Origin of the sequence: Bifidobacterium rousetti (genome assembly GCF_008698235.1) — a bacterium.
Lineage (GTDB): Bacteria > Actinomycetota > Actinomycetes > Actinomycetales > Bifidobacteriaceae > Bifidobacterium > Bifidobacterium rousetti.
This window is the reverse complement of record NZ_PEBH01000011.1, coordinates 53,469-75,477: the sequence shown is the minus strand read 5'-3', so window position 1 is coordinate 75,477 and position 22,009 is coordinate 53,469. Positions and strand designations below refer to the sequence as shown.

Genomic DNA, 22,009 nt, shown 5'->3' with positions numbered 1-22,009 from the left:
TGGACAATTTGTCATGTCATGGAGAGGGGCCCATGACGAGGTGCTGGAGACTGGCGTGTTTTCCAGAGGGGGTGATCGTGATCATGTGCATGGTATGAATCATCGTGCGGGGAGCGCGGCATGGCGGAAACCGTTTCATTCTTGTGTCGTTTTACGTCACCGCGCAATGGACGAAACACTACTTCATGGGAAGTTCGCCATGCGATGCGAGACGCCGCAGGAACTCGGGCGACGTCAGCCCCTGGTCGATGGCCGCGTACGCCAGTCCGATGATTCCCGCCTGTGCCTCGTCCGAACAGGATTCGATGCGCAGCGAGGTGGTGGCGAGCGGTTGGGCGCGGGCCCACACGCGCTCGCGGATGCCGGACATCAGCAGTTCCCCGCAATGCGACAGCTCGCCGCCGACGACGATGCACGACGGGTTGAGCAGGTTGACGCAGGCGGAGATCGTGTCACCTATGAGCCGACCCGCCAGGCGGATCAGTCGCACGGTCTCGACGTCGCCGTGATCGGCGAGCTCGACCACGTCGCCCAGCGTGCGTACCGGCCGGCCGGCGTCGCGCAGTGCTTGTATCACGGCCCAGCCGCCGGCCGAAGCCTCCACACAGCCGGTGTTGCCACATCGGCAGAGGCTTTGTGCGCCGTCCTCGCTGAAGACATGGATGTGGCCGATGTCGCCGGCGGCGCCGAACGCGCCATGCATGACAGTGCCGGAGGAGATGACGCCGGCGCCCAAGCCCATGCCGGCATGCACGTACAGGAGGTCGGCGATCATAGGCGCGCCGTCGCCCCGTTTGGCGCCGGCATAGCCGGTGCCGTCCTCGGCCAGTTCGTACGCCTTGCAGAGGGCGCGGGCGTTGGCGTCGTTCTCGACGAACGCGGGCACGTGGTAGTGCGCCGTGAAATAGTCGCGGAGGTTGTGGTTCTCCCAATGCCGCATCACGGGCGCCTGGATGATGTTGCCAGTGGTGGTTTCGACGCGGGTGGTCACCGCGACGGACACCGCGCACAGGCGCGTCGGTGCGACGGGGGAGAGCGGGGCGTCCGCGCCGCCGGCAAGCATCGCGTCCGCCGTCGTGCGGATCAGGGCGAGCGTCTCCTCCGGTTCGTTTTCGGCGCCGACCGCGATGGTCCGGGTCACGGTGGGGTGTGCGGACAGGTCGCATAGGGCGATGGTGGTGGCCGTGGTCGCGATGTCGATGGCGAGGATGGCCGCGCAGGACGCGTCGAAGGCGAAGCCCTGCGCGGGTCTACCTCCGGTCGGGCTGGGCATGGACAGCGGACGGACGATGCCGATGCCGTCGAGTTCCTCGATGCGGCGGTTCACGGTGGGACGCGCCCATCCGGTGACGGCGCCGATTTCGCTGCGCGTCATCGGACCGTGTGCGCGCAGATGGGTGAGCAGTTCGACGGCGCCGGCGCCGAGATCGGTGTATTCCGCAGACTTATCCATACCAGTTAGCATACAGCAGCAGAGTATTGACAGAATCTTTACAGTTTCATGCTGACTTTTGTATATTCTTATACAAAACTGTGGTAGACTTATGTACTGCAAGGAGAACAACGGATGACGGTGACGCATCCGCGGACTCCACCGCAGTCATCTCCCGAAGAAGCGGAGACGGCTGCACCCACGAACGACGACACCATAAAACCGCATCTTTCCCATTCATTGGCGATGCCGACGAATAGGAGGGGTGCAAAACTCATAGGAGGAACGACGATGACCGTCAACATTGCGAATCTTGAAGAAGCCCAGTCCCGCGTGAGGGAGCTGCTCGCCGCCGACGAGCGGGTGATCCTCGGCATCGTCGGCGCGCCCGGCGCCGGCAAGTCCACTCTGGCCCAGCTGCTCGCCGAGGCGTTCGCTGAAGGGGTCCCGGGCGGCGCCGCCGAACCGAAGGACCACTTCTCGGCGTGGGTGCCGATGGACGGCTATCATCTGGCCGACGTCGAACTCAGGCGTCTGGGGCGCCTGCAGCGCAAAGGCGCGATCGACACGTTCGACGCCCGTGGCTACCGCTCCCTGCTCAGGCGCATCAGCGCCGGCGAGGACGGCGTGATCTATGCGCCGATGTTCGAACGCGATCTGGAGCAGCCGCTGGCCGGGGCGATTCCGGTGTTCCCGTGGACCCGCCTCGTGGTCACGGAGGGCAACTACCTGCTCGACGAGGCCGACGCGTGGAATGACGTCCGCAAGGCGATGACCGAGGTCTGGTACGTCGACGTCGATGACGACCTGCGCCGCGAGCGCCTCGTCGAACGCCACATCCGATTCGGCAAGGAACCCGAGCAGGCGCGCAGGTGGGTCATGGAGGTCGACGAGATCAACGCGCGCCGCATCGCCGCCTGCCGCGACCGCGCCGGCGCCACGGTCGAACTGCCGCCGCTGGACCTGTGAGTTTCGCAATCTGTGCACGTATCAAAGAGGGCGTCCATCCCGTCGTTTCGGGATGGACGCCCTCCATTGTGATTGGCTGTGATCGGCGGTGTCCACCGGCTCAAGGCCGGTTCATCGAAACCGAAATCACCGGCCTGTGATCTCGGAGCCGATGACCTTTTCGGCCAGGGCCTTCGGGCCGCGGGTGACGGCGACGGCGCCGGAGCGCACCAGCTCGATCACGCCGTAGTGTTCCAGGAGGCCCAGCAGGGCGTCGATCTTGCCTTCGGCGCCGGTGGCCTCGATGGTGAGCGACTCCGGGTTCACGTCGACGACGCGCACGCGGAACAGTCGCACGATCTCGAGCACGTCGGAACGGTTTGACTGGTCGGCCGCCACCTTGATGAGCACGAGCTCGCGCTCGACGGTGGTGTTCGGGTCGAGTTCGACGATCTTCAACACATGCAGCAGCTTGTTGAGCTGCTTGATGATCTGCTCGAGCGGCACCGCCTCCACATCGGCGGTGACGGTCACGCGCGAGATGTCGGGCCTCTCGGTGGGGGAGACGGACAGCGAGTTGATGTTGAACGCGCGGCGGGCGAACAGGCCGGCGATGCGCGCCAGCACGCCCGGACGGTTCTCCACCAGCACGCTCAGCGTGTGGCGCTCGGAACCCGGCTTGGATGCGGGATAGTTGGCGGGCATGTCAGTTCTCCTTTCCGTTCTCGGTGTTCCCGGCGGCGGCCCCGGCGTCAGCCCCGGCGACTTCGGCCGTGGCCGCGGCCACCTCGGACTCCTCGATCGGCCCGGTGCCGGTATCTCCCTTCAACGGCTTCAGGCCCGGACGGTACGTCACCTCGTCGTTCGACTTGCCGGCGGCGACCATCGGCCAGACCATCGCGTCCTTCCAGACGCGGAAGTCGATGAGCACCGGGCGGTCGTTGATCTCGTTCGCCTTGCGGATCGCCTCGACGGCCTCCTCCTCGGTGAACACGCGCATCGCGACGCAGCCGTACGCCTCGGCCAGCTTGACGAAGTCCGGCACCTCGAGCGGCAGTTCGCCCGCGGCGGCCTGCGCATCGCCCTTGGGACCGTGCGCCTCGCCGTCGAGCAGGTTGGTCTGCGAGTAGTGGTGGTCGTAGAACAGGGTCTGCCACTGGCGGACCATGCCGTACACGGAGTTGTTGAGCAGCGCGATCTTGACCGGCGTGTGTGCGAAGAACGCGGCCGCCAGTTCCTCGCTGGTCATCTGGAACGAGCCGTCGCCGTCGATCAGCCACACCGGCTTGTCGCCGTCGAACTCGCGCGCCGATCCCACCGACGCGCCGATCGCGGCCGGCAGGCCGTAGCCCATCGTGCCCAGGCCTCCGGAGGAGATCCACTCGTGCGGTCCGTGGAAGTCGATGAACTGCGACGCCCACATCTGGTGCTGGCCCACGCCGGTCACCCAGATCGTCGACGGATCGGCCATCTCGGACAGCGTCTTGACGACCCATTGCGGGGCGAGCGAGCCGTCGGTCGGCTTGTCCCACGTCATCGGGTACTTCTCGCGCCAGCTGTTGATGCGGTCCCACCACGGCTTGCGGTTCGGCTTCGGCGTGATCGCCTGCTCGCGCTCGATCTCCGGGATGAGGTCGTCGAGCACGGTGGCGACGTCGCCGACGATCGGCACGTCCGGCGTGCGGTTCTTGCCGATCTCCGCCGGGTCGATGTCGATGTGGATCACGCGCGCGCCCGGTGCGAACGCGTCCAGCTTGCCGGTGACGCGGTCGTCGAAGCGCGCGCCGATCGCGACGAGCAGGTCGCAGCGCTGCACGGCGCCGGTCGCGGCGATCGTGCCGTGCATGCCCAGCATGCCGAGGTTCTTCGGATCGTCGTCCGGCACGATGCCGCGCGCCGGCAGGGTGGTGACGATCGGCGACTCGGTCAGGTCCGCCAGGGCCTTGACCTGCTCGCTCGCGCCGGAGCGCATCGCGCCGCCGCCCACGTACAGCACCGGGCGGTAGGACTGGTTGAACAGCTTCGCGGCGTCGGACAGCACACGGCCGTGCGCCTTGGTCGTCGGGTTGTAGCCGGGCAGGATCATGCGCTGCGGCCACGAGTAGTACATCTCGCCGGTCTGCGCGGTCTTCGTCAGATCCACGACCACCGGGCCGGGACGGCCGGTGGAGGCCACGTGGAACGCCTCGGCCATGACGCGCGGGATGTCCTGCGCGCGCGTGACGAGGTACGAGTGCTTGGAGACCGGGTAGGTCATGCCGACGATGTCGGCCTCCTGGAAGGCGTCGGTACCGATCGCCTGCACGCCCACCTGGCCGGTGACGACGACCATCGGCACCGAATCCATGTTCGCGTCGGCGATGGCGGTGACGACGTTGGTCGCGCCCGGGCCGGAGGTCACGATGCACACGCCGACCTTGCCGGTGGCGATCGCGTAGCCCTCCGCGGCGTGGCCGGCGGCCTGCTCGTGGCGCATCAGGACGAAACGGAACTTCAGATCGTCGGTGATCTGGTGGTAGACGGGCAGGATCGCGCCTCCGGGGATGCCGAAGACGTCGGTGACCCCCAGGTCCTCCAGCGAACGGACCAGCGCCTTGGCGCCGGTCATCTTCTCGCCGTCGACGATGGTCTGCTTGTCGCTCACGGGTGTCTTGGGCACCCCGCTGAATGCCTGCAAAGGCGTGGGTAAAGCCATAATCCTCTCACACTTCGCTTTGGTCTGTTCTCGCCGACGTCCTGCCGGGCGGGGTGGCTGTGGGCCTGTCCGTCCGGTCCGGTCGGCATCGATCGCGTCATATACCGGTTCGTGGCCGGTTTCGCGCGTGTTTCTCCAGTCTATTCACGTTCGTGACGTATGCGCGTCCGGCGCCCGATGCGTGGGACGCGCACACGATCGGTGTGCGATACGTCACGATGCGTCACTCGCGACTATTCGTCGAGCTGGTGCCACGCCGCCTCGGCGGCCGCCAGCTGCGCCTTGCGCTTGCTGGTGCCGCGTCCGACGCCGATGACGGTCTCGTCGTCGCCGAGCGTGACGCGGGCGATGAACTCCTGCGCGTACTCCGGGCCGGTGACGGCCATGTGGTAGACCGGTTCCTCCTTGCCCATCTTGTGCGCCTTGACCGTCAGCGATGTCTTCCAGTCGAGCGCCGGGCCCTCGGTCGCGACCTCCTTCAGCGTGTCGTCGATGAGGCGGTGGACGGTGTTGCGCGCGCCGTCGATGCCGTGCTCGACGAACGTCGCGCCGATCAGCGATTCGACGATGTCGCACAGGATCGAGCTTTTCTCGGCGCCGCCGTCCGCGGCCTCGCCGTGGCCGAGCAGGATGTACGGCCCGACGTGCAGCTTGTCGCGGGCGATCGCGCTCAGCGCCTCCTCGGAGACAGCCTTGGCGCGCATCTTGGCCAGCTGGCCCTCGGTCATGTCCGGGTGGATGCGGTACAGCGTCTCGGTGGCGACGAGCTCGAGCACGGCGTCGCCGAGGAACTCGAGTCGTTCGTAGTGTTTGACGCCGGGGTGCTCGTGCGCGAAGGAGCGGTGGGTGAGCGCCTGGACGAGCAGCTCCGGGCTGATCGTCGTGTCCAGTTCCTTGAGCAGCGCCTCGACGGCCTCGTTCGACGGGCCTGTCGTGCGCACGGTGTGCTGTGTGTTCTGCTGGTGATTCGTCATGATGATTGAGATGGTTGGTGGTCGGTCGCGGCAGTGGCACCGGGGCGAATCCCGAACGACTTCGGCGATGCCCGGAAATCCAAGGGAATTGGGGGCATCCGGGGGAGTCGCCCGCGATACCGCACACCGCGAATGGCGGATAGTTACGCGAAAGCCCCGCCACCCGTCGATGGCAGGGCTTTCTTTCATTTCATGCCGCGGTCAGCTCCGGCGACTCACTTGGCGTGAGGGGCGCGGATGGCTTCACGGTAGATGCGGCCGCGGAAGGAACCGCAGCTCGGGCAGGCCACGTGCGGCAGGGCCGGAGCGCCGCAGTTCGGGCAGCTCACGGTGGCCGTAGCGGTCGCCTTCCAATTCGCGCGACGCGAGTGCGTGTTGGCGCGCGAGGTCTTGTACTTAGGCAGTGCCATTTTCAGTATCCTCTATTTCGTTCGAACATTTGAGCTTAAGCGTTCAGTACTCTAGCGCAACGCCCGTACAATGTCACGTCCGCACGAAACACGGCGTTTCTTGTGTGATTCAGCGTGATTCAGCGTGATTCAGTGTGATTCAGTGTGATTCAGTGTGATTCAGCGTTCGCCGTCCGATTCCGCGGCCTCGAGCTGGGCCTTGAGCGCGGCGAGTCCGGCGAAACGGTCGTCCATGATCTCGTGATGATGGTCCGGGTGCTCGTTCAGGTCGACGCCGCACTGCGAGCACAGTCCCTGGCAGTCCTCGCGGCACAGCGGCTGCAGCGGCAGCGCCTCGACCAGCGTGTCGCGCAGCAGCGCCTCGATGTCGGCGAACGCGCCGCCGTCGAGTAGCGGGTAGGAGTCCTCCGACTCCTCCTCGCCGGCGATGATCTCGACCTCGCCCTTGCCCTTGTTGCCCTTGCCGTCGGCCTTGCCGGCGTTCTCCGATTCGTACGGGAAGAACGCGGTGACGTTCACGCCCCAGTCGCGTGTGATCGGCTTGAGGCAGCGGGTGCACTCGGCGTGCACCGGCGCGGTGACGCGCGCGTTGAGGATCAGTCCGTCGACGATCGAATCGAAGGATCCCGCCACATGCACCGGGGCGCCTTCCTCGACGCCGATCACCTCGTCGCCGATGCCGCTCGGCGCGGGGAAGTCCGCGTCGAGCTCCTTGGACTGGCCGGCGCGGGATGCGACCTGCGCCACCGACACCGCCCACGGGGAAAGTTCAGGACGAGCCATGATATTGTTCAGCCTTTCTAAGTGTTGGTAATATTGGCCCCCTCTGACGAGGGGGCTGTCGGATCGCGGCGACCACATTCCATCCGCGGGGTGCATCGGCCCCCTCTGACGAGGGGGCTGTCAGCGAAGCTGACTGGGGGAGAGACAGACCGCGTATCGACTACCCCTCAGCCCCGCTTCGCGGTCCAGCTCCCCTGACAAGGGGAGCCTGGAATCCGGGCAAACGAACTGTTGACACGGAATGCTGGACCTAGACGTTTCCGATCCCTCCAGCGTTACTGTGCCTCAGGATAATCGTTGATGTCGAGGTGCGGCAGGTCCTGCGCGGCAGCCTTGCGACGCTCGTAGAGCACGTTGAGGCCCGCGTCCACGTCGCCGCCCATCTTGTTGAGCTGCGCGCGCAGCGTCTCCATGACCTTCGTCGAGTACTCGTCCGCGCCGTGCGTGAGATGGTCGGCCTTCGCCTGTGCCGTGTTGAGGATCGTGCGCGCCTTCTGCCGGGCCAGTTCCGTGACGTTCTCCTGACCGGCGAGGAACTGCGCCTGCTCGTTGGCCTCCTTGACGATGTCGGCCGCACGGCTTTGCGCCGACGCGACGATCGCGTTCGACTGCGTCTGCGCCCCCTCGAGACGGCGCTCCGCCTCGCGCATCAGCGCCGAGGCGCGTTCGAGCTGCACCGGGAGCATCTTCTTGAGCTCGCTCAGGTGGCCGCCGAACTCGTCGCGGTCGATCCTGACCATGCTGGGGGAGAAGATGCTGCCCTTCGCCTCGTTCAGAGACGCCTCGAGCTGGTCGATGATGTCGTAGACGGTCGTGAACTCCTCACGACTCTGGTCGATGTCGTCCTCCTCGGCGTCCTCGCGCAGGTCCGGCAACGGGAACGGGGACTTCAGCACGCGCGCGTCGTCGCCGGCCTTGGCGTCGGTGTCGTCGGTGTCGTCGGTGCCGTCGGGAGTGCCGGGAGCGCCGGGGGCCGTCGGGCTGGGTGTCGTCGCCGGCATCGTGTCGGACTGGGAGGGCGATTGCGGCGGGAACAGCGGTGCGGGCTGCGCCGCCGCCTGCCCGGCGCCGGCCGCGGGTTGCGTCGCGCCGGCCGCGCCCGCGACGCCGGCCGCACGCACGCTGTCGACGGTGTCCTCGCTGGAGACGTCGGCCGCGCCCGCGATGTCGGTGAAATCGACCGCCGGCGCGACGTAGCCGGCGGCGTTGGTACCGTCCGCACCGGTCGCGTCCGACGACTGCGCCGTCAGATCGACATACCCCTCCGGGTGCTCGCCCGGCTTCGAATAATCCGTGATGTCACTCATCATGCGTTCCTTTCCGCGTTCCTGACATCCCCGCCGTCCCCGTTCAGCGCCTCGTTCAGCATCGGCACCACGCAGTCGGGCACCATGCCGGTCACGTCGCCGCCGTGGCGGGCCACGTCCTTGACGATCGAGCTGGAGATATGCTCAAGCACCGGATCGGCGGGCAGGAACAGCGTCTCCACGCCGCCGAGCTTGCGGTTGACGAGCGCCATGCCGAGCTCGGCCTCGTAGTCGCCGTTCTGACGCAGGCCCTTGACGATGACCGACGCGCCCACCTTGTTGCAGTAGTCGGTGATCAGCCCGTCGGTGGACGAGACCACGACGTTCGTGCAGCCATCCTTGGCGAGGGCGCGTCGGATCACGTCGACGCGGGTTTCGGTGGGGAACATCGGCGTCTTGGCGGCGTTCACCGCCACCACCACATGCACTTCGTCGAAGAAGCGCGCGCTGCGTTCGATAACGTCAAGATGTCCGGCGGTCACTGGGTCATAGGAGCCGGGGCACACTGCTTTGGTCATAGGCACTAGCCTACCGCGCCCATGCGCGTGGTGTGATGATGTGCGCCGGCGCCACGGCGATTCGCCGCCGTCCGTCATCTCCCGTTACCTCAATCGTTTGCATGAACACTATGATGGAGTGCAGAACATGCCCTACAAGGAGGTCGCCATGATGATCAACAATGCGCTCGCCGATGAATGCCTCGACGCCGATACGTCCTCGCCGCTGTCCAACCCGGACGCCGAGACCGGCACCGCGGTGCTCGAACGCCCCGAGACCAAGGAGGAGAGCAAGCGCGCCGACGACGGCGACGCGGACCGTTTCGCCCACTACGTCTCGCGTGACCGCATCGCCGAGTCGCAGGCCACCGGCCGTCCGGTCGTCGCCCTGTGTGGCAAGGTCTGGGTCCCCAAGCACGACCCGTCCAAGTACCCGGTCTGCCCCGACTGCAAGCGCATCTACGACGAGATGCGCGGCTGGTGAGCTGATATTGAGCTGATATAAGGACGTCCCCGCCCGTGATCGCACGATCATGGACAGGGACGTCCCCGTATATGTGGGTGTATGTGGGTGCGGGCCGACAGCGGGCTCAGCGCTGGGAGATCTCGTCGATCCTGGCGAGCTCCTCGTCGCTGAACGTGGTGTTCTTCAGCGCGCCGATGTTGTCGATGATCTGCTGCGGCTTGGAGGCGCCGGCGAGCACGGAGGTGACGACGCCGTCGTGCAGCAGCCACGCGAGGCTCATCTCGGCGAGGGTCTGGCCGCGGGCGATCGCGATGTCGTTGAGCTCGCGGATCTGCTGGAGACGCTCGGGGGTGAGCGCGGAGTCCTTGAGGAATCGCGGATCGAGGGCGATGCGGCTGTCGGCCGGCACGCCGTTCAAGTAGCGGTTGGTCAGCAGTCCCTGCGCGAGCGGGCAGAAGGTGATGAGACCTTTGCCGAGGCGCTTGGCGGTGTCCTTGAGCCCGTTCTTCTCGACGGTGCGGTCGAAGATGTTGTACTTGTTCTGGTTGATGACGAACGGCACATTGAGTTCGTCGAGGATCGCGGCGGCCTTCGCCATGGTCTCCCCGTCGTAGTTGGACAGACCGACGTACAGCGCCTTGCCGGAATTGACGATCTGGGCGAGCGCGCCCATCGTCTCCTCGAGCGGGGTCTCGGGGTCCGGTCGGTGGTGGTAGAAGATGTCGACGTAGTCGAGGCCGAGACGCTCGAGGGACTGGTCGAGCGAGGCGATCAGGTACTTGCGCGAGCCCCAGTCGCCGTACGGGCCGGTCCACATCTCGTAGCCGGCCTTGGTGGAGATGATGAGCTCGTCGCGGTGGGCCTTGAAGTACTTGTTGAGCAGCAGGCCGCAGTTCTTCTCCGCCTGGCCGGGTTCGGGGCCGTAGTTGTTGGCGAGGTCGAAGTGGGTGATGCCGTGGTCGAACGCGGTGAACACGAGCTGCTTCATATGCTCGAACGGCGTCAGATCGCCGAAGTTGTGCCAGAAGCCGAGCGAGACGGCCGGCAGCTTGAGGCCGGATCGTCCGGCTCGGTTGTAGGTCATGGTGTCGTAGCGGTCGTCCGCCGGCGTGTACGTGGTGATGGGTTCGAGCATCGTCGTTCTCCTTCGGGTCGATTTTGACCGGTTGACTGATTCGCCATCATCATCACAGTTCAAGTAAGCTTGAATGCAAGTGCGCCGCGGAAGGGCGGCGTGTCGCGGGCGACGCCGCAGGAAAGGACGGATGCGACAATGACGGACGACATCGACGAATCGACGGGTGACGAGTCGGCGAACAAGCCGAGGACCTACACGATCCGCGAGGTCGCGGATCGGTTCCATATGGAGCCCTCGGCGCTGCGGTACTACGAGGATCAGGGACTGCTGACGAACGTCAAACGCAACGCGAGCGGGCAGCGCGAATACGAGGAGTGCCACATCAACCGCCTGCGCGCGATCTGCTGCTTCAAGAACGCGGGCATGACGATCGGGGATCTGAAGAAGTTCTTCACCTACGAGAGCAACGAGCCCGAGCACATCGACGAGATCCTCGAACTGCTGCAGGCGCGGAGCGAGGCGCTCGACGAGCAGCGTCGCGCGCTCGACGAGGCCGCGTTGCATGTGCAGCGCAAACTGCACTTCTACGGCGACATCAAGCGCGCGCTCGCCGAGCATCGCCCGCTGCCCGACTGGAAGTACTACAAGACTCGCAGCTACTCGATCGACTGCTGATTGGCTGCTCTCTATCTCTTCCCCCAGTCGGCTTTGCTGACAGCCCCCTCGTCAGAGGGGGCCATGAGGTTAGAACTCGCGGGGGTTGGCCTGACATTCGATGGACCATTTGGCCTTGTTCGCGTCATAGTTGGGGTCGGCCATGTCGTGGGGGATCCGGGTGAAGTAGGTGTCGGGGCTCTGGGCGGTGAGTTCGGCCTCGATCTGCGCGTCGGTCATCGAGTCGTCGACGACGCCGTGCCGGCGCATGCAGTCGATGACCATCGGGATGTCGTTCTTGCCGTCCGGATTGGTCCGGTCCTGATAGAGCAGGCCCGCCAGATAGCGGATGCCGGACTCCTGCTCGCAGGTGTCGCTGGCGCTGTTTATCCGATCGGCGGACACCCCGTCCGGTACGTAGACATCGCCCGATCCGTCGATGGACTTGGTGGCGGTGAAGCCCTTGTCCGCCATGCAGGAGACGTAGCGGTCCGCCGCCTCCTGGGTCTCCGCCTCGGTGAGCTCGCCGTCGGAGAGCGCCCGCACCGCGAACTCGCTGCCCTCGCGCTTCGCCCGTTCGTACGCCCACGAATAGTCTTCCGCATGCACGCCGGTGAACACCGGCTCGCCGTCCGCCCCGGCTCCGCCGCCATTCCCGCTCCCACTACCCGAGGCGAGTGGATTGGAGGCGCACGACGTCAACGCCATGATCGCGACAAGGGCAACGCATACAACGCCCGACAAGCGGCGTATCCGCGATGTCGATACCGTTCGATGATGATCCCGTCCCATGTCCGTCTCCTTCGCCGGCCCGGTTGCTTTTGCATTTTCAGGCTACGGCGCATCCCGGCGGCAGACAACATCCCGCGTAATCCCCAAGACGACGCGGACAAGCGGACACAAGAGGACAAAGGGGTGGGGCGTGGAACGCGATGCCGGACCGTAGGCTTGGCCGAACGGCCTTGAGTGTGTCCGGCATCGCGTCCCACGCCCCACCCCGCCCCACCAGACGGCAGGATGCAGAAGACGCGAATAAGCGAGGCGGCGACTTACAGCACCGTCACCTCGGTAGGAATCACCGGGTCGCCGCGCATGAGGCTCTGCGCCGCGATCGGCAGTTCGGCCAGCGCCTTCGCGCGGTAGTCGTGCGCTCGCTGGATCGCGTCGTGCCCCTGCCACTGCGAATCGATCTCGCCGTGGTCCACGAAGTCGACCATGAGATCCTTCCAGCCCTCCTCAGGGCGGAACGCGGCGAGCTTCTCCTCCGATCCGGAGATCACGTGCTCGACGTCGGCGAGGCCGTACTCGTACGAGCGGTAGGCGACCTTGCGGCCCGGCACGGTGGCCTTGTCCTTCGACTTCTTCATGACCGGGACCATCACCCCGTCCGCGCCCTCACGTTCGGTGAGCTTGTACACCATCGCGCAGGTGGGCGCGCCCGAGCCGGTGACGAGCATCGTGCCGACGCCGTACGAGTCGACCGGCGCGGTCTGCAGCGCGGCCAGCGCGTACTCGTCGAGGTCGTTGGTGACGGTGATGCGCGTGTTCGTCGCGCCGAGCGCGTCGAGCTGGTTGCGCACGCGCTGGGCCATGAGCGCGAGATCGCCCGAGTCGATGCGCACGCCGCCGAGCTCCGGGCCGGCGACCTCGACCGCGGTCTTCACGGCCTGTTCGATGTTGTACGTGTCGACGAGGAGGGTCGTGTTCTTGCCCAAAGCGGCGATCTGCGATTCGAACGCCTGGCGCTCGCTGTCGTGCACGAGCGTGAAGCAGTGCGCGGCCGTGCCGATCGCCTTCAAGCCGTACATCTGCGCGGCGAGCAGGTTCGCGGTGCCCTGGAATCCTCCGACGACCGCGGCGCGCGCGGCGGCCACCGCGCTCCACTCGTTCGTGCGGCGTCCGCCCATGTCCATGCAGGGGCGGTCCTTCGCGGCGGAGGCCATGCGGGAGGCGGCCGAGGCGACCGCGGAATCGTAGTTCAGCACGGACAGGATCAGCGTCTCGAGTAGCGTGCACTCGCCGAACGTGCCCTCGACCTCGAGGATCGGGGAGTTCGGGAAGAACATCTCGCCCTCGCGGTAGCCCTTGATCGTGCCGGAGAAGCGGAAGTTCTCGAGCCACTTGATCGTCTCGGGGCTCACGATCCTGCGGTCGGCGAGGAATTTCAGGTCCTCGTCGTCGAGGTGGAAGCGCTCGAGCTCGTCGAGGATGCGTCCGGTGCCGGCGACCACGCCGTAGCGCCGGCCGATCGGCAGGTGGCGGGTGAACACCTCGAAGACGCACTTGCGGTTCGCGGTGCCGTCCTTGAGGCACGCGTCGAGCATCGTGTATTCGTACATGTCGGTCATCAGCGCCGGTGAATAATCCATGTGAACTCCCTGATCGGATGTTTCGATGTTTCGCTGTGATTTCGCTGGGCAACAGCCTACTCCGGTTCGCATGTTCCGCCTAGACTGGGGACCATGAGATTCATCGCGGGACTGTGGCGGCTGGCGATCGCCGCCATGTGCTTCGTCGGCATCTACGAGGCGTGGCACAAGCCTGAATACTGGACCTATTTCACGTTCCAGGCGGGGTTCGCGCTCGGATTCGTGATGCTGTGGGCCGGCGCCTCCTCGATTCTGAAGGGCATCGAGCCGCCCGCCTGGCTGAAGGGCTGCGTGACGGTGTACGCGGTGATCACCGCGGTCGTCGCGTTCCTGCTGATGCCGCCCGACGACCCGGCGTACGTGCCGGCCGTGCTGGGGCTGATGACGAACACGTGGCTGCATCGCGTCGCGCCGATCATGGCGCTCGTCGACTTCCTGCTGTTCGATGCGCATCGCCGGTTCAAGTGGCATTACATGTTCAGCTGGCTGCTGTACTTCCCCGTGTACCTCGCGTTCGTGCTCATCCGCGCCGCCCTGTGGCCCACGGGTGGGCCGGCGGCCGGCGGCAACCCGTACCCGTACCAGTTCATCGACCTGAAGGCGTTGGGGTGGATGCAGTTCGGCGTCAACTGCGGCAAGCTCGCGCTGGGATTCCTCGCGATCGGGCTGGTCGTGTTCGTCATCGACCGGATCCTGCCGCCCAAGCCGCTACTCGGGTAGGCCGGTCGGATAGGGCTGCTCGGATATCGGATAAGCGGCTAAGCTGGGCCGTATGGTCGAAATCACAGATACCCTCGGAAACCAATCCATCACCCGTCAGGACGGACGCAAGGTCGACGAACTGCGCCCCGTCAGGATCACCCGCCACTTCACCGACGCGCCGGAGGGCTCCGTGCTCATCGAGTGCGGCAACACGCGCGTCATGTGCACCGCCACGTTCACCCCGACTGTGCCGCGCTGGCGCAAGGACTCCGGCCTCGGCTGGGTCACCGCCGAATACGCGATGCTGCCGCGCGCCACGAAGGAGCGCACCGACCGCGAGTCGGTCAAGGGCAAGATCGGCGGGCGCACGCACGAGATCAGCCGCCTGATCGGCCGGTGTCTGAGGGGCGTCATCGACATGAAGGCCCTCGGCGAGAACCAGATCCAGCTCGACTGCGACGTGCTGCAGGCCGACGGCGGCACGCGCACCGCGTCCGTGACCGGCGCGTACGTCGCGCTCGTCGACGCGCTCCGTTGGGCCGAGGCCAACGGCCACATCAAGTCCGCCGACACGGTGATCAAGGACTGCGTGTCCGCCGTGTCGGTCGGCGTGATCGACGGCACGCCGATGCTCGACCTGCCCTACCCGGAGGACAGCCGTGCGATGACCGACATGAACATCGCGATGACCGGCTCCGGCACGTTCATCGAGATCCAGGGCACCGCCGAACACCGCCCATTCAACCGCGCGGAGCTCAGCGAGCTGCTCGACCTCGCCGAGAAGGGCAACAAGGAGCTGCAGGCCGCGCAGCGCGCCGCGCTCGCGCTCGACTGAGCCCGGCCCTAATCGACCCAATCGCCCCAATCGAAAGGACATCCATGAAACTCGTAGTCGCCACGCACAACGAAGGCAAGCTCGTCGAGATCCGCCGCATCCTCGAGGAGGATCTTGGCGCCGACGCCGCGAAGGTGGAGCTCGTCTCCGCCGGATCGCTCCATCTGCCCGACCCGGTCGAGACCGGCGTCACGTTCCAGGAGAACGCGCTGCTGAAGGCGCGCGACGTCGCCCGCCGTACGGGATTGCCGGCCATCGCCGACGACTCCGGCCTGATCGTCGACGTGATGGGCGCGGCCCCAGGCATCCTCTCCGCCCGCTGGGCCGGCGCGCACGGCCATGACAAGGCCAACAACGCGCTGCTGCTCGCCCAGATCGAGGACATCCCGGACGACAGGCGCACCGCGCGCTTCCGCTGCGCCGCCGCGCTCGTCGTGCCCGGCGACGAGGTCGACTCGACCGCCGGCGACACGCTCGCCGCGGGCTCCGGCGCCGCCCTCGCAGCGCATCACGTCATCGTCTCCGAGACGGTCGAGGTGGGGGAGATGCCCGGGCGCATCATTCGTGAAGCGCGTGGCGAGCACGGCTTCGGCTACGACCCGATCTTCGTGCCGGACGACCAGCCCGGCCGCACCAGCGACGAGCCGGACCACGAGGGCGAGCCGCTGACGAGCGCCGAGATGACCCCGGCCGAGAAGAACGCGATCTCGCACCGCGGCAAGGCCCTGAAGTCCCTGGTCCCCGCGATCGAGGCCCTTCTCTAATTCTGGCTCCCCTGGTCAGGACGTTGCCGTGAAGCAAACAGCGGAGCTGTTTGTAGGCAACGTGCGAGCCGACAGGTGAGCCGTTATAACGCGCGCGTAGCGCGTCTGTAATTGCAGGACAGCTGGCCCGCGAAGCGGGTCTGAGGGGTAGTCCGGTGACGGGAAACTCAAACCCCACCGATCACGCCGGAATCAGGACGTTCACGGCGGTCATCAGCACGATCGCGATGATCGCCGTGATCGACAGCGTGAACCCGGCGAGCTTGGCGTTGCCGAGCACGCGGTCGGTGAACAGCGTCGAGAACACCGCGGTTGGCGCGAGGGAGAGCATGACCGCGGCCTTGCGCACCGGGGCGTCGAACGGCAGCAGGAACCAGCAGGCCGCCGCGAACAGCGCGCCGAGCGGGAGCCTCCAGCCGAGCACCTGCAGCACGTCCATCACGTCCTTGCGGGTCTTCGGCAGGTCCATGAGCATGCCGACCATGAACACCGAGCAGAACGAGTTCGCGTCCGCAACCGGCTGCAGCAGCGTCGGGATGAACGCGGGGATCGGGATCGAGAAGACCATCACCACGATCATCAGCATGTAGATGTCGAACGGCACCGACGTGAGGAAGCCCTTGAGCACCTGCTTGAGCTTCGCGCGGCGGGCGAGGCGCCTCGCGTCCGGGTCGGTCGGCTTCGTGTACGGCATCGTCGGGGCGGAGCCGGCGTGCTGTTCGGCGAGCGTGCGGTTCATGTCGATGTGCAGCAGGGACGTGGTCATCACGTTCGACCCAGCCGTGACGACCACCGAATTGCCGATGTCGAACATCGCGGCCGTCACCAGCGCCGACGGGCCCATGAACGCCTGGATCACGGGGAAGCAGAAGTTGCCCACGTTGAAGCCGGAGCAGTTGAGCATGAGGAACGCGCGGTCGGCCACCGGGCGGTGCCGGGTCGCCGCGTAGACGAGCAGCAGCGGCAGCAGGCCGAACACGATCGCGAACACCGAGATGATGAGCATGCTCAGGTGATGCGGGTTCGTCGCGAACGACACGATGATCGACGCGGGCAGGGTGAAGTCGAAGACGACCACCTGCATGACGCGGTAGTCGCGCGGACGGAACAGCCCGGCGCGTTTGACGAGGTACGCGGCGGCGATGATGAGCAGGAACGCGATCGGTTTGAGCAACGCGGTCATGGTGTCTTCTTCCGCTTGTCGTCTTCTCTTCCCATTCCCCGGATTCCCGCCCGGATGGGGATCCGGATATGCGGGCGCCGGGGATGATCGTGCGCGAGATGGGACTCGAACCCACACGAACGAAGTCACAGGAACCTAAATCCTGCGCGGCTACCAATTACGCCACTCGCGCGCAAGGAGCCAATCTATCACAAGGCCTGCTTACGGGGTGTCCCGTGGCGTGAGGGGCGCGAGGGGCGTGAGGGCGGGAATCGCGAACCACGCAATCGGAAAACGAAAAACCCCGGACCTTGCGATCCGGGGTGACGGAGCCACTTGTCAGAATCGAACTGACGACCTGCTCATTACGAGTGAGCCGCTCTACCGACTGAGCTAAAGTGGCGTCGTGCTTGGAAAGCATTCGCGATCCATGCACAAGATGGAGAGTATAGGGCATCGCGCGGAAAACGCAAAATCGACGTGTCGTGTGTCGCCGTGTCGGCGTGTCGCGACGGGGATAGCGCGCCGGATGGCGCATTGTGACGGATCTCCTCTACGTAGTTCGCTCGTTATCCACCTGCGTTCACCGCTACGTTGCCGACATGTCAACATTTATTCTTTTTGTGTTGTTGTGTCCGCTTTTGTGAGTATTCTGTTCCTTGATAAGGGACATCGCGTGACCTCGTCCGCATCATCGGGCAAGGCCCAGCGCGGCGTTTCGATCGATGATGAAAGGAATGGAATCCATGGCCATCAATCCTCCCATTGACGCCACCCAGACCCCGGCGTGGGTCGCCCTGCAGAAGCACTACGACGAGCTGCAGTCCGAGGGCATCAGCCTCAAGAAGTGGTTCGCCGAGGACAGCGACCGTGTCAAGAAGCTGAGCTTCGACGCCGGCGACCTGCACTTCGACCTGTCCAAGAACCTCATCAAGCCGGAGACCCTCCAGCTGTTCGTCCACCTGGCCCGCGAGGTCAAGCTCGACGAGCGCATCAAGGCCATGTACACCGGCGTGCACATCAACAACACCGAGGACCGCGCCGTGCTGCACACCGCGCTGCGTCGTCCGGTCGAGGACGAGGGCAAGTACATCGTCGACGGTCAGGACACCGTCAAGGACGTGCGTGAGGTCCTCGACAGGATCTACGCCTTCGCCGACGAGGTCCGCTCCGGCAAGTGGACCGGCGTGACCGGCCGCAAGATCGAGACCGTCGTCAACATCGGCATCGGCGGCTCCGACCTGGGTCCCGTCATGGCGTACGAGGCGCTCAAGCCGTACGCGGACGCCGGCATCTCCGCCCGCTACATCTCCAACATCGACCCGAACGACCTGGCCGAGAAGACCAAGGGCCTGGACCCGGAGACCACGCTGTTCATCATCGTCTCCAAGACCTTCACCACCCTGGAGACCCTGACCAACGCCCGTGAGGCCCGCACCTGGCTGCTCGAGGAGCTGGCCGCCAACGGCGCCATCGACTCCAACGACGCCGCCCAGAAGGCCGAGGCCATCAAGAAGCACTTCGTCGCCGTCTCCACCAACCTGGAGAAGGTCGCCGAGTTCGGCATCGACCCGAACAACGCGTTCGGCTTCTGGAACTGGGTCGGCGGCCGCTACTCCGTCGACTCCGCCGTCGGCACCTCCCTCGCCGTCGTCTTCGGCCCGGCCCGCTTCGAGGAGTTCCTGCACGGCTTCCACGAGATCGACGAGTACTTCGCCAACACCCCGTTCGAGAAGAACGTCGTCGTGCTGCTCGGCATCCTCAACGTCTGGTACCGCAACTTCTTCAAGGCCGCCTCGCACGCGGTCCTGCCGTACGACCAGTACCTGCACCGCTTCCCGGCGTACCTGCAGCAGCTGACCATGGAGTCCAACGGCAAGTCCGTGCGTTGGGACGGCACCCCGGTCACCACCGAGACCGGCGAGATCTTCTGGGGCGAGCCGGGCACCAACGGCCAGCACGCCTTCTACCAGCTGATCCACCAGGGCACCCAGCTCATCCCGGCCGACTTCATCGCGTTCGTCAACACCCCGAACCCGACCAAGGACGGCGACCAGGACGTGCACGAGCTGTTCCTCGGCAACTACTTCGCGCAGACCAAGGCGCTCGCGTTCGGCAAGACCGCCGACGAGGTCCGCGCCGAGGGCACCCCGGAGGAGATCGTCCCGGCCCGCGTGTTCACCGGCAACCGCCCGACCACCTCGATCTTCGGCGTGGCCCTGACCCCGTTCGCGCTCGGCGAGCTCATCGCCCTGTACGAGCACATCACCTTCGTCGAGGGCACCGTCTGGGGCCTCGACTCCTACGATCAGTGGGGCGTCGAGCTCGGCAAGCAGCTGGCAAAGCAGATCACCCCGGCCATCTCCAAGGATGACGAGGCCCTGGCCGCCCAGGACGCCTCCACCCAGAGCCTGATCAAGTTCTACCGCGAGAACCGCGAGTTCTGATCTCGATCCTCTGGTCGGCTGACTGGTCGGTCTGCTGACTGACTGAAAGCGCCCGGCACCTTCTCGAAAGGTTGCCGGGCGCTTTTACGTTGCCGGCTGTACGATTGGATGTGGAAAGAGCAAGGAGGCAATCATGGCAATGACGCTTGAACACCAAACCGACTATCCGATGGCCGCGAAGGTCTACTTCACCCGCGACATCAGCCCCGCCGGACTGATCCGCGTCTACGAGGCGCTCGGCGCGCGCCCGCACGGCAAGGTCGCCGTCAAGCTGAGCTCCGGCGAGGGCGGCAACACGCACTACCTGCAGCCGGCTCTCATCAAGGACCTCGTCCAGCGGCTCGATGGCACGATCGTCGAATGCAACACCGCCTACGCCGGCACGCGCGACACATCCGAGCATCACTGGAAGACGATCCGGGAGCACGGGTTCACCGACATCTCCCCCTGCGATATTCAGGACGAGGAAGGCGAGATCGAGATCCCGGTCGAGGGCGGTCGGCGCATCACCGGCGACATCGTCGGATCGCACTTCCCGAACTACGACTACTACGCCGTGCTCTCCCACTTCAAAGGCCATGTGATGGGCGGCTTCGGCGGGGCCCTCAAGAACATCTCGATCGGCATGGCGTCCTCGCGCGGCAAGAAGCGCCTGCACTCCGGACAGGACGAGATCCTCGCCCAGCCGTTCAGCGGCGACCAGGACGCCTTCCTCGAGGCGATGGCCGAGGCCGCGACCGCCGTGTTCAACGCGCTCAAGGGCAACATGCTCTTCATCAACGTGATGAACAACCTGTCGGTCGACTGCGACTGCGACGGGCATCCGAGCGCGCCGGTCATGGCGGACATCGGCATCTGCGCCTCGCTCGACCCGGTGGCCGTCGACCAGGCGTGCGTCGACATGGTCTACGTGTCCGACGACAACAAGGAGCCGCTCATCGAGCGCATCGAATCCCGCCACGGCATCCACATCATCGAGCACGCCGTGGAGATGGGTCTCGGCTCGCGCGACTACCATCTCGTCGATCTCGACGCGCGCTGAGCCGCAAAGTCGTCGAACTCGTCATCCGGCAACAAATCCGGTCTCCGGTCCGGTCGCAATGCCGTCCGGCCGGTGATTACTCATTAGTCGTCATAAGGAGCTTGTCATGCAATCCACTTCATCCACCTCATCCACTCGCACGGTCGCCGGCGTCGCCGCCCGCGCCCTGCCGTCGGTCAAGGTCCAGTCGCTGGCCGCCGTGCTCGCCGTCATCGCGGCCGTCGCCCTACCTCAGATCTTCCATCTGGGCGGCGCCGCGCTAGGCCTCGGCCCGGCCCTCGGCCAGACGCTGCTGCCGATGCATCTGCCCGTGCTGTTGGTCGGCCTGCTTGCCGGCCCGTACGCCGGCGTCGCCACCGGTGCGCTCGCGCCCGTCGTGAGCTTTGCGCTCACCGGCATGCCGATGGCGCCGATGGTCCCGTTCATGGTCATCGAACTCGCCTCCTACGGTCTGGTCGCCGGGTTGCTGCGCGGGGTGAACCTGCCGTCCTCCCTGCCCTCGCCGATCGAATGGCTTGTTAAGCTGCTCGGCGCGCAGATCGCCGGCCGAGTGATCGACGCGCTCGCCATCGGCGTGGCCGTCGCCCTCCTCGGCAACACGACCATGACCGTCGCGTCCGTGTGGGCCGCGGTTCTCACCGGTCTGCCGGGCCTCGTGCTGCAGTGGATCGCGATCCCCGCGATCATGTTCGCCGTGGATAAGGCGAGTCGGCGCCGCGACTAGCCCCTATTAGGACCGAATTGAGGGCGCCGGCATATCGTCGTCGCATTTCCTAGGCACTTTTTCCGTTTCCTAGGCAGGTATCCCTGTGAAGGTGGTTCGAGAACCCTTGGAATTACAAGCTTTTGGCATCGTCTTTCGCCGGAAAGGTGCCTAAGAAGCGAAAAATGTGCCTAGGAATTGCAGGAGGAAGGGAGAAAAACATGCCGGCTGATGTGGAACGTGCGAAGGAAGTGCTGCTGGCCGACCCCGCGGTCGGCTGTGTGGCCTGCCGTGGCGACGAGCGCGCTGATGCGCGCGACGATGGCCATGGCGAATCCGACGAGATCCTCACCGGATTCGGCCGCGGCGTGCGCCCGCTGCTCCAATGGCTGGCGGAAGGGCGCAGCCTCGTCGGCTATTCGGCGGCCGACCGCGTGGTCGGCAAGGGCGCGGCCCTGCTGTACGCACGTCTCGGCGTCGTCGCCGTGTACGCCGAGACGATGAGCGAGGCCGGACTGGCGACGTTGCGTACGCAGGGCATCGCCGCCTCCTACGGCACCCTCGTGCCGGTGATCCTCAACCGCGCACGCACCGGCGTCTGCCCGATCGAGCGGTCGGTGACCTCGATCAGCGATCCGCTCGCCGCCGAACCGGCCATCCGCGCCGCGGTCGCCCGCCTGATGGCGGCGTGATGATCCCACGTGGGCTGCGCGGAGTGGCTGCGCGGAGCCCACGTGCCGG

Annotated in this window: 22 protein-coding genes and 2 tRNA genes; 10 read left to right on the top strand and 14 right to left on the bottom strand. The window is 65.9% G+C overall.

The genetic code is table 11. The annotated features are described in order from the left end of the window. Window positions 1-178: 178 nt before the first annotated feature. Window positions 179-1,453 carry an ROK family transcriptional regulator gene (locus CSQ85_RS11010; protein WP_190973020.1) on the bottom strand — a complete coding sequence of 425 codons (1,275 nt, stop codon included), beginning with the start codon at window positions 1,451-1,453 and terminating at the stop codon, window positions 179-181. Between the two features lie 270 nt (window positions 1,454-1,723). Between CSQ85_RS11010 and CSQ85_RS11005 the strand changes: the two genes are divergently transcribed. Continuing rightward, the gene (locus CSQ85_RS11005; RefSeq protein WP_150384083.1) at window positions 1,724-2,401 is read left to right on the top strand and encodes a nucleoside/nucleotide kinase family protein; all 678 of its coding nucleotides are present in this window, start codon (window positions 1,724-1,726) and stop codon (window positions 2,399-2,401) included. A gap of 126 nt (window positions 2,402-2,527) precedes the next feature. Here CSQ85_RS11005 and ilvN read toward each other — a convergent pair whose 3' ends face one another. The 7 genes from ilvN to coaD all read right to left on the bottom strand — a co-directional run bounded on the left by ilvN (window position 2,528) and on the right by coaD (window position 9,067). Then, entirely contained in the window at window positions 2,528-3,085 is a 558-nt protein-coding gene (ilvN, locus tag CSQ85_RS11000) for an acetolactate synthase small subunit (protein WP_043166926.1), read from the bottom strand. Between the two features lies 1 nt (window position 3,086). Further along, on the bottom strand, window positions 3,087-5,075 hold the full coding sequence (locus CSQ85_RS10995; RefSeq protein ID WP_150384082.1) for an acetolactate synthase large subunit: 1,989 nt from the start codon (window positions 5,073-5,075) through the stop codon (window positions 3,087-3,089). Between the two features lie 233 nt (window positions 5,076-5,308). Next, window positions 5,309-6,049, bottom strand: a complete 741-nt coding sequence (gene rnc / locus CSQ85_RS10990; protein WP_150384081.1) for a ribonuclease III — start codon at window positions 6,047-6,049, stop codon at window positions 5,309-5,311. A 215-nt stretch (window positions 6,050-6,264) separates the two neighbouring features. Further along, window positions 6,265-6,459, bottom strand: a complete 195-nt coding sequence (rpmF, locus tag CSQ85_RS10985) for a 50S ribosomal protein L32 (RefSeq protein WP_081887263.1) — start codon at window positions 6,457-6,459, stop codon at window positions 6,265-6,267. A 159-nt stretch (window positions 6,460-6,618) separates the two neighbouring features. Continuing rightward, window positions 6,619-7,242 (bottom strand): YceD family protein, encoded by a 624-nt coding sequence (locus CSQ85_RS10980; protein ID WP_150384080.1) that lies wholly within the window; start codon window positions 7,240-7,242, stop codon window positions 6,619-6,621. 275 nt (window positions 7,243-7,517) lie between these two features. Further along, complete coding sequence (locus tag CSQ85_RS10975) at window positions 7,518-8,549, bottom strand: cell division protein (RefSeq protein ID WP_395956853.1); 1,032 nt, start codon at window positions 8,547-8,549, stop codon at window positions 7,518-7,520. Further along, window positions 8,549-9,067: a pantetheine-phosphate adenylyltransferase gene (gene coaD / locus CSQ85_RS10970; protein ID WP_150384079.1), complete on the bottom strand. Its 519-nt coding sequence runs from the start codon at window positions 9,065-9,067 to the stop codon at window positions 8,549-8,551. The genes CSQ85_RS10975 and coaD overlap by 1 nt, the downstream gene beginning before the upstream one ends. 151 nt (window positions 9,068-9,218) lie before the next feature. On the opposite strand from coaD, the gene CSQ85_RS10965 reads away from it, so the two are divergent. Further along, window positions 9,219-9,530, top strand: coding sequence for a DUF3039 domain-containing protein (locus CSQ85_RS10965; RefSeq protein WP_190973023.1), 312 nt, complete (start codon window positions 9,219-9,221; stop codon window positions 9,528-9,530). Between the two features lie 106 nt (window positions 9,531-9,636). On the opposite strand, the gene CSQ85_RS10960 is transcribed toward CSQ85_RS10965, so the two are convergent. Then, entirely contained in the window at window positions 9,637-10,647 is a 1,011-nt protein-coding gene (locus tag CSQ85_RS10960) for an aldo/keto reductase (RefSeq protein ID WP_150384077.1), read from the bottom strand. Between the two features lie 138 nt (window positions 10,648-10,785). Between CSQ85_RS10960 and CSQ85_RS10955 the strand changes: the two genes are divergently transcribed. After that, window positions 10,786-11,265 carry a MerR family transcriptional regulator gene (locus CSQ85_RS10955; protein WP_150384076.1) on the top strand — a complete coding sequence of 160 codons (480 nt, stop codon included), beginning with the start codon at window positions 10,786-10,788 and terminating at the stop codon, window positions 11,263-11,265. Between the two features lie 69 nt (window positions 11,266-11,334). Here the strand turns inward: CSQ85_RS10955 and CSQ85_RS10950 are convergent, their stop codons facing one another. Both CSQ85_RS10950 and CSQ85_RS10945 read right to left on the bottom strand, forming a co-directional pair. After that, on the bottom strand, window positions 11,335-11,952 hold the full coding sequence (locus tag CSQ85_RS10950) for a hypothetical protein (RefSeq protein WP_150384075.1): 618 nt from the start codon (window positions 11,950-11,952) through the stop codon (window positions 11,335-11,337). A 341-nt stretch (window positions 11,953-12,293) separates the two neighbouring features. Beyond that, entirely contained in the window at window positions 12,294-13,613 is a 1,320-nt protein-coding gene (locus tag CSQ85_RS10945) for a nicotinate phosphoribosyltransferase (protein WP_150384074.1), read from the bottom strand. Window positions 13,614-13,706: 93 nt separating this feature from the next. On the opposite strand from CSQ85_RS10945, the gene CSQ85_RS10940 reads away from it, so the two are divergent. The 3 genes from CSQ85_RS10940 to CSQ85_RS10930 are packed head-to-tail and all read left to right on the top strand — an operon-like array spanning window position 13,707 to window position 15,914. Continuing rightward, on the top strand, window positions 13,707-14,333 hold the full coding sequence (locus CSQ85_RS10940; RefSeq protein WP_150384073.1) for a Pr6Pr family membrane protein: 627 nt from the start codon (window positions 13,707-13,709) through the stop codon (window positions 14,331-14,333). Between the two features lie 52 nt (window positions 14,334-14,385). After that, window positions 14,386-15,150 carry a ribonuclease PH gene (gene rph / locus CSQ85_RS10935; protein WP_150384072.1) on the top strand — a complete coding sequence of 255 codons (765 nt, stop codon included), beginning with the start codon at window positions 14,386-14,388 and terminating at the stop codon, window positions 15,148-15,150. A 44-nt stretch (window positions 15,151-15,194) separates the two neighbouring features. Next, the gene (locus tag CSQ85_RS10930; protein ID WP_107041967.1) at window positions 15,195-15,914 is read left to right on the top strand and encodes a non-canonical purine NTP pyrophosphatase; all 720 of its coding nucleotides are present in this window, start codon (window positions 15,195-15,197) and stop codon (window positions 15,912-15,914) included. 181 nt (window positions 15,915-16,095) lie between these two features. Here the strand turns inward: CSQ85_RS10930 and CSQ85_RS10925 are convergent, their stop codons facing one another. The 3 genes from CSQ85_RS10925 to CSQ85_RS10915 form a co-directional block, all read right to left on the bottom strand. Continuing rightward, window positions 16,096-17,097, bottom strand: coding sequence for an AEC family transporter (locus tag CSQ85_RS10925; RefSeq protein ID WP_150384071.1), 1,002 nt, complete (start codon window positions 17,095-17,097; stop codon window positions 16,096-16,098). Between the two features lie 90 nt (window positions 17,098-17,187). Then, a tRNA-Leu gene (locus CSQ85_RS10920) sits at window positions 17,188-17,269 on the bottom strand. 137 nt (window positions 17,270-17,406) lie between these two features. Beyond that, window positions 17,407-17,479: transfer RNA gene (locus tag CSQ85_RS10915), tRNA-Thr, on the bottom strand. Between the two features lie 343 nt (window positions 17,480-17,822). On the opposite strand from CSQ85_RS10915, the gene pgi reads away from it, so the two are divergent. From pgi to CSQ85_RS10895, 4 genes are all read left to right on the top strand, one after another. Next, entirely contained in the window at window positions 17,823-19,523 is a 1,701-nt protein-coding gene (pgi, locus tag CSQ85_RS10910) for a glucose-6-phosphate isomerase (RefSeq protein ID WP_150384070.1), read from the top strand. Between the two features lie 133 nt (window positions 19,524-19,656). Continuing rightward, the gene (locus CSQ85_RS10905) at window positions 19,657-20,565 is read left to right on the top strand and encodes a DUF362 domain-containing protein (RefSeq protein WP_150384069.1); all 909 of its coding nucleotides are present in this window, start codon (window positions 19,657-19,659) and stop codon (window positions 20,563-20,565) included. Between the two features lie 106 nt (window positions 20,566-20,671). Beyond that, window positions 20,672-21,289, top strand: a complete 618-nt coding sequence (locus tag CSQ85_RS10900; protein WP_150384068.1) for an ECF transporter S component — start codon at window positions 20,672-20,674, stop codon at window positions 21,287-21,289. A gap of 200 nt (window positions 21,290-21,489) precedes the next feature. Continuing rightward, the gene (locus CSQ85_RS10895) at window positions 21,490-21,960 is read left to right on the top strand and encodes a DUF1893 domain-containing protein (RefSeq protein ID WP_190973019.1); all 471 of its coding nucleotides are present in this window, start codon (window positions 21,490-21,492) and stop codon (window positions 21,958-21,960) included. The last annotated feature ends 49 nt before the right edge of the window (window positions 21,961-22,009 follow it).